This window comes from Caballeronia eucalypticola (genome assembly GCF_047608185.1).
Taxonomy (GTDB): domain Bacteria; phylum Pseudomonadota; class Gammaproteobacteria; order Burkholderiales; family Burkholderiaceae; genus Caballeronia.
The window spans coordinates 12,990-24,853 of record NZ_JBLKRU010000014.1; the positions used below are offsets into that span (position 1 = coordinate 12,990).

An 11,864-nucleotide genomic window follows, 5' to 3' on the forward strand; every position below is an offset into this window, starting at 1 on the left:
CAAGCAACATAAACGGTCACGGAGAACTTCATGCATCGAGCACGAGCGCGTCGACAAAATAGCAAGCTGATCCGCGCATGCGCATGGGTCCCGGCTCTGCTGGCCGCCCTCGCCCTGTCAGCCGTGACCATGAGCATGCCCGCGAACGCACAGCAGGCAGCCAGCACGGCCATGGCCGCGCTGCCAACGTCCGCTGCCACCTCCGCAGCCGGTCCGGCGCTCTCCACCAATGCAACGAGCACGCCGCCGAAGACGCCCGCGGCGCAGGTCGGCAAACTCCCGCTCGACGGCCAGGTCCGCTGGCTGACCCACGCCGCGCGCAGCGGCATGCTCGCCAACATGAGCGACACGGCGTTGGTTTCGCTATTCAAATCGCTGGATCCGCTTACCGTGCCGCGCTATCTGAAGAATGGCCCGAACGGTTATCCGTCGTATGAGTTCAGCATGTTGCGGCGTGAACGCATCCACGGCATGTGGCCGAGTCAGGAAGACCACATGCTGGTGCGCGTGACACGCGACCCGCTGCGGGTCTACGCAAAATGGCTGCCCGATGGCGGACATGCGGGCCAGGAGATTCTCTACGACGAAACCGCGCGCCCCAATGAAATGTATGGGCATCTGGGCGGCCTGCTCAAGGTGATTGCGATCTGGACGTCACTCGACGGCTCGCTCGCGCGCTCGCAATCGCGGCATTCTGTCCGCGATCTCGGGACCGAATACATCACGCAACAATTCCTGGCCGAAGGCAAGAAATTCGCCGACGCCGGGGTTACGCGCGCCAACAACATCGAAGTGAAAACGATTGATGGCGCCCGCGTGGTCGCGTTCACTTACGAAACTCCTTCAGGACAGCCCGACTTCTACGCAAAGAAGGAGATCCTCGGACTGGACCTGAGGCGGCCGTATTTCCGGACGGCCGAATCCTTCGATAACGACGGCAAGATTTTCGAAAGCATCGTGTTCCAGAACATTGCGCCAAAGACGTTCGACGACGCCGCGTTCAACCCCAAGAACCCCGCTTACAATTTTTAACTTCTTCGATCACAATTTTTCGTCTCGCCAATCGTCCTCATAGCAGACGCACGCGTGGCATTTGGCCTGATTTTAAGTCTCGCCTAAGAGTTGATCGATACCCTTGCCCAACTTTATCGAAACTTCACGCGTTGCTGTATGGTGCAATCGACGCGCTGCACGACACAAAGACAAAGCATTAACGAAAGGAGTTCGTCATGAACCTCCGCAACGCATCGGCTCCGGTACGGGCCATCAAGCGATTACTCAGTCACCACGAAATCGCCACGCTGCTGTTGCTGCTGCACGCGCCGATCGACGCGATGGCCGCGCCCCCCGACGTTGCTTCGCTGAGCGAATACGGCTACGTGGAAATGGTGTCGCCTACGCCGGGCGAGTCCAAGTTCCGCTTGACCGATGACGGCAATGCAGTGCTGCGCGGCCTCGGCATCAGGTAACTCCGCTTTACTCACGCTTTAACCCGGCACCGCGATCTCTGGAATAATCGGTTAGTGACGCTCTCACTCAATCGAAAGGAGATGTGCAATGCCCGCTTCAATTTCTGCTTCGCTGGCTGGGTCTCTGCCTGGCTCCCGGCCCAGACTCGCACGCGTTCTGCTGACCAACGACGATGGTATCGACGCACCCGGCCTGGCCGTGCTCGAAGCGGTGGCCGCTGAAATCGCGGACGAAGTGTGGGTCGTCGCCCCCGAGCACGATCAAAGCGGCACGTCACATTCCATCAGCCTCCATTCGCCGTTGCGCGTGAGCGAGCATGGCAAGCGCCGCTTCGGCGTGCTCGGAACTCCGGGTGATTGCGTAGTCATGGCCGTGCGCCACCTGATGCAAGACGCGCCACCCACGCTGGTGCTGTCGGGCATCAACCGCGGCGGCAACCTGGGCGTGGAAACCATGTTCTCCGGCACGGTCGGCGCGGCCATGACGGCCTTGCTGCTCGGCTTGCCATCCATTGCATTGAGCCAGACCTTCAGCGACCGCGACAACGTGCGCTGGGATACGGCGCGCGAACTCGCGCCCGGTGTGATCCGCTCACTGGTCGACTTCGACTACGATGCGCCCACCTGCTTCAACGTGAATTTCCCCGATATTGACGCCGCGTTGGCCGGCCCGCTCACCGCGACTCGCCAGGGTGTGGGACTGGTCGAAGGTATCGAGGTACTGCCGCAAACTGATCCGCGTGGCTTGCAATATCACTGGCTGCGTTTTCAGCGCAGCGCGCGTGAGAATTCAGCCGACAGCGAGACGACCGTGGTCGGATCAGGACGCGTGTCGGTGACGCCATTGCAATTCGAACGCACCGACGAACGCACGTTCGCTGCATTGACGAAAGCATTGGCGTAGAAGTTAAGCGCGGCGAGAGCGTTATTCTCGCCGCCGTTCGCAACGTCCTAACCCACCACACGCGTTTCCGGTTCTTCATCGAAGATCTGGAATTTGCGCATTTTTTCCCACAGCACCTTGCGGCTGATGCCGAGGTTACTCGCGGTATCCTGGCGCCTCCAGCCATTCGCCTCGAGCGCGGCCAGCACGCGGTTGCGTTCGTTCATGTCCCACTTGCTGCGGTCGACCATCACTTCAGCGCTCAGCTCCGGCGGAACCGGCTGGGCAGTGCGGGCAAGCGCGAGCAGGCGCTGCAGCCGCGCGGTGTCCCAAGATCCCACTTGCCGCACGGTCACGCCTATGCGCTCCGCCAGATTGCGCAGTTCGCGCACGTTGCCGGGGAAATAACTATCGGCGACAGCATCGGCCAGCCAGTAAGGCAACTCGGGCAAGGTCGCGAGTTTTTCCAGCCCCACCACCTGCGCGATGAACGACTTGAACAACGCAATCTTGTCGACGGCCCCGCGTTCTTCCAGCGACGGAATCTTCAACTCGATCACCGCCAGCCGGTAATAAAGATCCGCGCGAAACTCACCTTCCTTCACCCGTTGCGGCAGGCTCTTGTTCGTCGCGGCAACCAGCCGGAAATCGACCTTCACTGGCGTAGCCGAACCGATCCGCGTGACTGCACTGTCCTCCAGCACGCGCAATAACTTGACCTGCTGATACAGCGGCATATCGCCGATTTCATCGAGGAAAAGCGTGCCGCCGTCGGCCTGCTCGAAGTAACCTTTATGCGCGATCACGGCGCCGGTGAACGAGCCTTTCGCGTGACCGAAGAACAGCGATTCGAACAGGCCATCGGGGATCGCGCCGCAGTTGACCGGCACGAACGGTCCCTCGGAATAACGCTTGTGCTGCTCGTGCAGCATCTGCGCAATGCGTTCCTTGCCCACGCCGGTTTCGCCATGCACGAGCACACTGGTATCGCAGTCGGCGAAGGTATGTACTTCGTGCAGCAAGGCCTGCATGCATTCCGCATTCGCTATCAGCGCACTCGGTTCCTGCGCTTGCTCGCCATGCGCGCGCAGTTGCTGGGCAAGCTTCGCCACCATCCGGCGCAACTCGGCGCCGGTGAAATCGAGCGGCAGGATATGCGAGTAGTCGGTGGGGAAAACGCTCGTGTCGCGTTCGCGCGGCGCGGCGCCCACCCAGATCACCGGCATGCCGCGATGCGCTTCCCAATCGCGCAAGGCGAACGCACCCGTATCGATCACGCTCACACTCACAATGGCGATTGCCTGGCGTTGCGAATCCTGGCCCGCGGCAATCTGCATGCCGTCGGCGCGAATCACATCGACTTCAAAACTCGACATGCAGTGCACCACCTGCTCGACGATATCCGCCTTGCCTTCCCACACGTAAATATCGAGGTCATCGATTTTTGTCGCTGGTCTCATTGCTTGAGTCTCATGGCTTTCGTTACTGCGTTAACGGCGCCCGCTAGTCGTGGGTTCACTCATCTATCAATACTGAAGCTGCGACTGACCACATGTCAGCGATAAATCGTGGATCGTGCTGACGCCGATCTGCACGCCCAAGAGTTGCAGGACCGGGACGAGGACCGAATCCAGTGCACCCAGTACCGGTGTCAGCAAACCGACGAGCGTGCTCAGCGTCGCGCTAACCAGGCCAGGGATCAGCAATTGAATCACCACATTCAGGATGGGCACGGGCGTATCCACCACCAACCCGCCTTGCGAGATCGCCGTGGAAAGATTGGTCAACGCGTAGCTGATGACGTGGCCCGCACGGTTCGAGTTCACCGTTTGATAATCATCGGCATTCCCTGCGATGCCATCGAATGACAGCGTGGAGAGGCTGTCCGCTGGAACAACGGCCGTTATCGGCGCTTTCACCGAGATGGTGAGAAGCGGAACTCCCGGAGTGAGGCTAGGTACGGAAACCAGCGTTGCGGCCTGCGAACAACTGAACGCCGCCGACGCGGACATGTTCGAAGGCGGATTGCCCACGCACACGTTGGCAATCCCCGGCTGCACGCCGACGACGCTATTGCTCGCGGCTGCCGTCGCGGCGCATTTAGTGGACTCGAGCCGGGCGGTTCCAGGCGCGACTTCAATTGATATCGGTAATTTCAGCAAGGGCGTCGAACCCAGGCCGATAAACGAACCGGGCACCGCTCCCAGGCTCACGAGGAGATAAGCACGTACCTGCGATGACGTCGCGGTGGTTCGCCACACGCCGGCCGGCGTCTGCCCGGCCTCGCCTATCGCCAGCACCGGGGGCTGGATCACCTGGACTTGCAACGAGGCGGCTGCGATACCGAGATTCAGGCCGGTGCTTACACTCACGGCAGATTTGCCCGCTTGCGCCATGTCGGCCATCACGAACAGCGCATCGAACGGGCTGATGGTCGCTTTCAGCGCGGATTGGGTATCGGCTAGTCCGACTTGCAGCAGACCCGCGGCGCCGTTCATCGCGCCGATTGAAATGGTCTGCGAGCCAGGAATATTTGCGTTCACGACAGCCTGCAGTGCACCAACCGCCACCGACAGATTGGCGTTCGCCACTTGCGTGTTCTGTAAGGCAGTGAGCATGTAATTGGCGAGTTGCGCCGCCGTGAGGTTGAGCGCGAGCAACTGGTCCACGGTACCGACCCCCGCCGCTGTCATCAGGTCGCCAATCTGGATTCGAGATTGCGCCAGACCGGCGTAACCCGCTGCCGATATCTGCAACGCGTTGATGTTCGTCCCGAGCATTGCGTTCAGCAAGCCGGTGATGACGGTCGGGTCGATGCTTGCCGTCGTCGTGCCAATCGTGAACGCCCCGACGTTGACCGCTTGCGCCAGTCCCGTCGCACCGACTGCACGTCCTTTACCCAGGAAGAAGTAAGGCACTTGCTTCGACACCGTCACCTGCACCGCATTACTCGGCGTAGCGTTCGCCGCGTAGTAGGCCGGACCGGCATAAAGCGTCGGATCCCAGCGCCCGCAGGTCGTGGTAATCGAACTGCCCGACGCCGACGCGTTGAAGCCGTTTGCACCTGCAATACCGAGCGCGGTGGCAGGGGCGCGCGAGCAAGCGTTATCGACGACCTGGGCACCCGCGTTCGCCGCCATGTCCGCGATGTTTTGCATCACACGCCGTTGATAAAACACGTTACCTACGTCGATTGCGGCAAGCGCTGCGACCGCTACGAGAAGCCAGAACACCGCCAACACGCTCGCCACGCCGCGCTGCCGTTTGCGGCTGGGCGGTATTGGTTTGCATGGCGCTGTCGGCAGGCGGTTCATGTCAGTTCGACGCTCCACTGCTTATCGCGCCGCCGACCGCGCCCACCGATGAATCCATATGTTCGGGAATCGGATGATCGAAGGACTTCAGATAACGCGCGTACGCGGCGCTCGCTTCCGCACCCAACATTGGCCGAGCAGGGGCTGCCAACTGGCCGCTTCGCTGCAACGCGAGCATCGATAGCGTGGCATCGCCGATCAAGGTGACATGACGGGTCCCGGCCGCTGTTTCTATCGGAGCCGGGGCTTGTGCTTGCGGTTGTACTCGCTGCTGGATCTGTAGCGCTGCCGGTGGTTCCTGCGACGTCAATGGTGTCTGCGTCTGAGCCGCCCCGCTGGTAGCGATCGCCATTGCACAAAACCCGACGATCAATGCTGCAGTCATGGCGGTCATCCTGTCAGGCCCTCGCCTCGTTCGATACTCGTGCATGGTTCGTCCCTCACCGTGCGACCGGTTGCGGTTGTTTGCCCGACATCGCGGTGGATTGATCGTAGGCCTGCGTCAGCGGCAATTGCGCGTTGAGCAGGGCGTCGACTGTTTGCGGTGCACGGACCATGGGAACGCGTGCGCTCTCGGTTGTCGTTGCCGCAACCTCAGCCGCCCGCGCGCGCGTGGCTTGTGTAGAAGCCGCCGCAATGCGCTGCGCATCCGCGCGGATCGCCTGCTGCACTTCCGGCGAAAATTTCTGCTGCGCGATCAGCCCTTGCGCAGCAGCAGCCTGACCGTCGGCGAGCAGGAACAGCGCGACGTTGCTCAGGATCTTGGGGTTGTCCTGCGCCAACTCCGCGGCTTTCATCAGCGGTACGCGAGCGCCCGCGACATCGCCCAGACGCAAGCGCGCGTAACCCAGATCCGATAGCGTGAGCGCATCCGTTGGCTGCCGGCGCGTGGCGGCATCGAACGATTCGGATGCCTTATAAAACTCTCCTGCTGCGCCAGCCAGCAAACCGAGTCCTCGATACCCCCGCGCCGCCAACGGCGTGTTCAGCAATTTTGTGTATGAATCAGCGCTGCCCTGGGCCTGGCCGGTCTGCCGCAAGGCATCGGCGCGTAGCAAAATTGTGTCGGGGGTCGAGCCGTATTGCTTCTCGTAGGCGTCAATGTGCGCGAGCGACGCATAGAACAAACCTTGCGCCTGCATCCGGTCGATCAGCGCGAGATACATGCCGGGCGTATCGGGCGCGTCCTGCTTCTGCTGCGATTGCTGTAGCGCGGCTTCGCGCTCCGCCTGTATGCCGACGCCATAACCGCTTTCCATCTTTGACGCACAACCGCCCAGGCCCGTTAAAACACTGCAGGCAAGCATCAGGGCCACAGCAGGCAGGCGGTTCTCGATTTCGATTGTTTTCATGAAATCACTCTCTTCAACGTTCATTTATGCATCGTGGACAGCGAATGGAACACGGCGATAAACCCCGGACCGGCCGTCATGATCAACAGTGCGGGCAGCAACGTCAGCACCATCACGCCGGTCATCTTCACGGTCAACGCGCCAATCCGTTCACGCAATGTCGCGCGGCGCGTTTCGCGCAGTCGGTCGCCGAACTGGCGGAGCGGTTCCTGTACCGCACCGCCGTGTTTGTCGACCTGGACCACCAGCCGCATCACTGCATTCAGGTCATCGCTTTCGTAGCTCGTCGCGAGCCGGCTCAACGACTGCTCGCGCGTGCGCCCGGTGGTGAACTGCCGGTGGGCCAGCGCGAGTTCTTGCGAGAGCACGGGCAGCACGGTCGCGAAATCGTTGATCATCACTTGCAGGCTCTGGTCGAGCGACAGGCCGACGCCCTGCAGCAAACGCAGCAAGTCGACGAACATCGGCAATTCATTTGCTACCGAGCGTTGACGCGTTTTCGCGCGGCGCTGCACGAACCATTTCGGCAACATGAAGCCCAGCACGAACGCGGTGATCATCCACAGGGTGAGGTGCGGTTCTCCATTGAACCAACCCAGCGCAAGCAACGGCAGCAACGCGGCGCACCCTATGCGCGCGGCGAAGAAACGCGCGCGCGTGTTGGCATCGAGGAAACCGCATCGGTCCAGCAATCGCCGGTCTTCGGGCGCCACGACAATCGCGCCAAGCCGCGTGTCCAGCCAACTTACTGCTACGCGGCTGAGTGCATCGGCGAGGCGCGACAGCGCGCTGCCTTTGGCCCGTCCCCGCTCCGCCTCACCTGCGTTCTTCGTGTCCTTCGCGTCTGTCATCTGCCGCGTCTCCCTACCCGCTGCAATCGCGCGCGCTGCCGAACTGGCCGCGCGTTGATCGAGCGCGTGGTCGAGCGTGCGCACGCCGCGCTGCATGCGCGCAAGGCCCATGAACGCGAGCACGCCCAGCAGCGCGCAGCCGATAGCGGCGACGAGCAGGGCAAGAGCGAACACAGTGTCAGCGGCCATGATCAATCCTTCAGGCGTGCGAGCCGATAAAGCAGGAAGGCGCCCAACATCTGCAACCCGAACGCCGAGTACACCAGGCGCTGGCCGAAAGGATCGGACCACATCGCCTGAAAATACGACGGGTTGGAGATCATCACGACGCCGCCCAGCAGCGCCGGCAATAACCCAAGCACCCAGGCAGACAAACGCGTCTCCGTGGACAGTGCAATTAATTCGCGCTCGGCTTGTTCGAGATCGCGCATCAGCACTGCCATGCGGTCGAGCATCACGTCGGAGCGCCCACCGAATTTCACCGATATCCGCAGCACGGAGCCAACCAGTTCCAGCTCGCGCACGCGATACACCAAAGCCACCTGCTTTAGCGCCACATCTATTTCGACGCCCGAACGCAACATCCGCGAGACCTGGTCGAGGCACTCGCGTAACGGCGCGTCGGTGGTTGTCAGGGCGGCCTGGAACGCGGCCGGCACGCTGTTGCCAATCGTGATGAGCCGCACGATGCCATCGAGAAATACGGGCAACTGGCGCGAGATGCGTTGATAGCGTTTTTGTGCGCGCCACGAGAGGAACGCAAACGCGCAGAGCATTCCGAAGGCGATGAAGCCCAGCCCAACGAGCCAGTGCGTACGTGCGCCGACCCAACACGCCGCCGGCAGGATCACCGCCCCGAGGCCCATCAAAAAGTTGCGCGGGCTGGCTATGCCTGCCCGGCTCATCAGGTTGCCAAAGGCATACGCCACGCGCATCTGTAGATGTCGCGCATTCTCACGAATACCTCGCTGCGCTGCATTCGATGACATCGCGGCAGAAGCGGCCGGGCGAGTGCGCTGACCGTTCCTGGCAGATGCCGAGCCTGCCGATGCACCCGACGTCGCCCCCGGCGTTGCGCCCTGTATGGACGCCACGCGCCGGTCGACAAAACGATCGGTCAGCGCGCGTTCGCGGTTGTCCTGTGCGCGCTGCCATAGCAGCAAGCCGCCGGCCGCGCAGAGCAGCGCAACGACCAGCACGAGACCGATACCGCTAGACATTGAAGCTCCCTCCGGAGCGTCCAAAACCACCACCGCCGCCACTGCCACCCCGTCCGAAGCCGTCGTTGAAGTTATCCCCGCTCCTGTCGTTGCCGAGGGATTGACGGTACTTGGCGAGCTTCGGCGAGCTGGGATGAATGCCGAGCGAGACCCAGTTATCCTGCTCCTCGCCGCCTTCCATGACCGGCTCGTAGCGGTACAACTCCTGGGTCGCGACAATGTTGTCCGAGAGTCCTGTCACTTCTGTCACCGACAGAATCCGCCGCCGCCCATTGGAAAGACGCCCGATCTGCACGATGAAGTCGATGGCATTCGCAATCTGCCGCCGCAAGCTCGACTCAGTGCCCTGAAAACCCGCGAAACCTGCCAGCATCTCAAGCCGGTAAAGACACTCGCGCGCCGAGCTTGCGTGGACGGTGCCCATCGAACCGTCGTGGCCGGTGTTCATGGCTTGCAGCATCTCCAGCACTTCGCCGCCACGCACTTCACCCACGATTATCCTGTCCGGACGCATCCGCAGCGTATTGCGCAAGAGGTCGCGGATGGACACCACGCCTGCGCCGTCGAACCCGCCTGGACGGCTTTCCAGCCGCACCACGTGCGGATGATTCAGCGAGAGTTCGGCGGTGTCCTCTATCGTCACCACGCGCTCGTGCTTCGGAATAAAGAACGCGAGCGCATTGAGCAGCGAGGTCTTGCCCGAACTCGTCCCGCCCGACACCAGCACGTTGCAGCGCGCAGCGACCGCTGCGTCGAGCAACCTGCAGATTTCCTGATCGAAGGTACAGTTCGCGAGCAAGTCGTCGGGGCGCAGCGGATCACGACGAAATTTGCGTATGGATACCACCGGCCCGTCGAGCGACAACGGCTCGATTACCACGTTCACCCGGCCGCCGTCGGGCAGGCGGGCATCCACCATCGGATTGGATTCGTCCAGCCGCCGCCCGATCGGGGCGAGGATGCGCCGCACGATCCGCAGCAAATGCGCGTTGTCTGCAAAGCGCACCGGGATCTTCACAAGCATGCCGTGGCGCGACACGTAGACATCGTCGAAACCGTTGATCAGGATGTCCTCTACGGCAGGATCCGCGAGCAGGTCTTCGATCGGCCCGAAGCCTGCCAATTCCTTCGTCAACGCCTCCGCGACCAGCCGCACTTCGCTCTCGTTCAGCGGAATGCGCCGCATCCGGACGAAGCCGTCGATCTCCAGGTCAACGAACTGCTGGATCGCCTGGCGCGACCAGCGTCCGAACTCCGCGCCCAGCTCTTCAATTCGCGTGAGCAGATGTTCGTGCGCTGCATTCTTGATGTCCTGGAACTGCTGCGTATGCGCGAACGCAGTTGCGTCGTCGGCGAACTCGATGTCTTTTTCCATCGTCTATGACCGCTTGGTGAAAGTGGGAAAGAGCCGCTTGATGAATTGTTTCGATCCGCCCGGCGTGTCGGTATCGGCTGGGTGTATTGCATCGGAGTCCGACGCATCTGCCAATGGCCCGGATGCGGACGTGATGCTCTCTGCTGCGGCGATCCTTTGGCCGCCGAGTCGCGCGACTAGCGGGTCCAAAGCCCGCACATAGGCATCGCGCTCAGCAACATCCGCCAGCAGGCGCCCCTGATTCACCGCGCGCCCAAGCGCCTGTGCACGTGCGGGCAATACCGCGAGCAACGGCAACCCAAGCCGCTCTGCAATCTGCTCGGCGCCAAATTGCAGCGCCGGATCAAATTTGTTCACGATCAGATGCAGCTTCTGCGGCGCTTCGGCGGCCTCGCGATCCTTGGGCAAGCGTGTGTTGGCATCGTGGACACGCAGGCCTTCCAGCAACTCCACGGCGGATACCACCGACGCCACGTTCGGATCGCACACCAGCCACACGTTATCTGCCGTGCGAACCATCTGCGCGACGAACTCGAGGTTCGTAAAACCACCGAGATCGATGATCTGGTGATCGAAGAAAGTCCGCAGCCGGTTCACCAGATTTACCGCCGATGCATACGACACCTCGCGCATCGCCGTGAGATCTGCGGGCAGCGTGGTCACCGCCAGGCCGCTGGCGTGGCGTCCGAAAGCGGTATGAACGAAGGTCTGGTCGAAGCGGCGCAGGTTACGCACGGCATCGACGAAATTGAATTCGCTTTGTGTGTCGAGCAGCACCGAACTGTCTGCCGCGGGAATGCCGAGGTCGAGCAGCGCGGAGGTCTTCAATGCAGCCGCGCCGCGTTTTTGCACCCTCACCGCCAGGTTCGCTGCCAGCGTGCTGACGCCCATGCCAACGCGCGCACCGAGCAGTACCGTCATATGGCCGTGGCGATTAGCAACGTGTTCCGTCTTCGTGGATCGGCTGGCTTGCTCGATTAATTGCTTCGCTATCCGAAGTGCTTCGCCGGGTTCGCCTTCAACATCGATAAAATCGCGCACGCCCGCGCGCAATGCCGCAATTGCGCTCGCCGACTGCTGCAGCGAACCGAGTGCAACGATGGCGACCCCCGGGAATGCATCGTGCACCGCGCTTGCCATGGCCGTTGCGCTTGCAATGCTTGATTCGGGCGCTTCAAGCGGTGCACGGGCGAAGTCAATGAACACCATCGTCGCGCCCAAAGTCGATATCTTCGGCATCAGCGCGACAGCATCGAACGGCACGTGCTCGATCGCGCCCAGCGCACCCAACGCGCGCGCGAGCCACGCCCGGCGCCCCGCATCCGAACAGACGCACAGGAACCGGACGCCTGAGGGGGCCGCGTCTACATCAGTCAAAGAGTGAACTCTTGCGTTCATTG

Annotated in this window: 11 protein-coding genes; 3 read left to right on the top strand and 8 right to left on the bottom strand. The window is 61.9% G+C overall.

Annotated features, from left to right (window positions below; translation table 11 throughout):
* The first annotated feature begins 30 nt into the window (after positions 1 to 30).
* The 3 genes from ACMX25_RS17595 to surE all read left to right on the top strand — a co-directional run bounded on the left by ACMX25_RS17595 (position 31) and on the right by surE (position 2,373).
* Complete coding sequence (locus ACMX25_RS17595) at positions 31 to 1,032, top strand: DUF1571 domain-containing protein (RefSeq protein ID WP_414951288.1); 1,002 nt, start codon at positions 31 to 33, stop codon at positions 1,030 to 1,032.
* A gap of 197 nt (positions 1,033 to 1,229) precedes the next feature.
* Positions 1,230 to 1,469: a hypothetical protein gene (locus ACMX25_RS17600; protein ID WP_414951290.1), complete on the top strand. Its 240-nt coding sequence runs from the start codon at positions 1,230 to 1,232 to the stop codon at positions 1,467 to 1,469.
* Positions 1,470 to 1,557: 88 nt separating this feature from the next.
* Complete coding sequence (gene surE, locus ACMX25_RS17605) at positions 1,558 to 2,373, top strand: 5'/3'-nucleotidase SurE (RefSeq protein WP_414951292.1); 816 nt, start codon at positions 1,558 to 1,560, stop codon at positions 2,371 to 2,373.
* A 47-nt stretch (positions 2,374 to 2,420) separates the two neighbouring features.
* Here the strand turns inward: surE and ACMX25_RS17610 are convergent, their stop codons facing one another.
* The 8 genes from ACMX25_RS17610 to ACMX25_RS17645 all read right to left on the bottom strand — a co-directional run bounded on the left by ACMX25_RS17610 (position 2,421) and on the right by ACMX25_RS17645 (position 11,862).
* Positions 2,421 to 3,812 (bottom strand): sigma 54-interacting transcriptional regulator, encoded by a 1,392-nt coding sequence (locus ACMX25_RS17610; protein ID WP_414951294.1) that lies wholly within the window; start codon positions 3,810 to 3,812, stop codon positions 2,421 to 2,423.
* Between the two features lie 66 nt (positions 3,813 to 3,878).
* On the bottom strand, positions 3,879 to 5,666 hold the full coding sequence (locus ACMX25_RS17615) for a TadG family pilus assembly protein (RefSeq protein ID WP_414951296.1): 1,788 nt from the start codon (positions 5,664 to 5,666) through the stop codon (positions 3,879 to 3,881).
* Between the two features lies 1 nt (position 5,667).
* A complete protein-coding gene (locus tag ACMX25_RS17620; protein ID WP_414951298.1) occupies positions 5,668 to 6,051 on the bottom strand; it encodes a DUF3613 domain-containing protein in 384 nt (127 codons plus the stop codon).
* A 55-nt stretch (positions 6,052 to 6,106) separates the two neighbouring features.
* A complete protein-coding gene (locus ACMX25_RS17625) occupies positions 6,107 to 7,018 on the bottom strand; it encodes a pilus assembly protein (RefSeq protein WP_414951300.1) in 912 nt (303 codons plus the stop codon).
* Between the two features lie 20 nt (positions 7,019 to 7,038).
* Positions 7,039 to 8,058: a type II secretion system F family protein gene (locus ACMX25_RS17630; protein ID WP_414951302.1), complete on the bottom strand. Its 1,020-nt coding sequence runs from the start codon at positions 8,056 to 8,058 to the stop codon at positions 7,039 to 7,041.
* A gap of 2 nt (positions 8,059 to 8,060) precedes the next feature.
* A complete protein-coding gene (locus ACMX25_RS17635; RefSeq protein ID WP_414951304.1) occupies positions 8,061 to 9,089 on the bottom strand; it encodes a type II secretion system F family protein in 1,029 nt (342 codons plus the stop codon).
* Positions 9,082 to 10,464 (bottom strand): CpaF family protein, encoded by a 1,383-nt coding sequence (locus ACMX25_RS17640; RefSeq protein ID WP_414951306.1) that lies wholly within the window; start codon positions 10,462 to 10,464, stop codon positions 9,082 to 9,084. The genes ACMX25_RS17635 and ACMX25_RS17640 overlap by 8 nt, the downstream gene beginning before the upstream one ends.
* 3 nt (positions 10,465 to 10,467) lie before the next feature.
* Positions 10,468 to 11,862, bottom strand: a complete 1,395-nt coding sequence (locus tag ACMX25_RS17645; RefSeq protein WP_414951307.1) for a fimbrial protein — start codon at positions 11,860 to 11,862, stop codon at positions 10,468 to 10,470.
* Positions 11,863 to 11,864 lie beyond the last annotated feature (2 nt).

Coding starts and splice junctions, on each gene's coding strand:
- ACMX25_RS17600 (WP_414951290.1), top strand. CDS start 1,230: ATGAACCTCCGCAACGCATCGGCTCCGGTACGGGCCATCAAGCGATTA.
- ACMX25_RS17635 (WP_414951304.1), bottom strand. CDS start 9,089: ATGTCTAGCGGTATCGGTCTCGTGCTGGTCGTTGCGCTGCTCTGCGCG.
- ACMX25_RS17595 (WP_414951288.1), top strand. CDS start 31: ATGCATCGAGCACGAGCGCGTCGACAAAATAGCAAGCTGATCCGCGCA.
- surE (WP_414951292.1), top strand. CDS start 1,558: ATGCCCGCTTCAATTTCTGCTTCGCTGGCTGGGTCTCTGCCTGGCTCC.
- ACMX25_RS17620 (WP_414951298.1), bottom strand. CDS start 6,051: ATGACTGCAGCATTGATCGTCGGGTTTTGTGCAATGGCGATCGCTACC.
- ACMX25_RS17610 (WP_414951294.1), bottom strand. CDS start 3,812: ATGAGACCAGCGACAAAAATCGATGACCTCGATATTTACGTGTGGGAA.
- ACMX25_RS17645 (WP_414951307.1), bottom strand. CDS start 11,862: ATGAACGCAAGAGTTCACTCTTTGACTGATGTAGACGCGGCCCCCTCA.
- ACMX25_RS17630 (WP_414951302.1), bottom strand. CDS start 8,058: ATGGCCGCTGACACTGTGTTCGCTCTTGCCCTGCTCGTCGCCGCTATC.
- ACMX25_RS17615 (WP_414951296.1), bottom strand. CDS start 5,666: ATGAACCGCCTGCCGACAGCGCCATGCAAACCAATACCGCCCAGCCGC.
- ACMX25_RS17640 (WP_414951306.1), bottom strand. CDS start 10,464: ATGGAAAAAGACATCGAGTTCGCCGACGACGCAACTGCGTTCGCGCAT.
- ACMX25_RS17625 (WP_414951300.1), bottom strand. CDS start 7,018: ATGAAAACAATCGAAATCGAGAACCGCCTGCCTGCTGTGGCCCTGATG.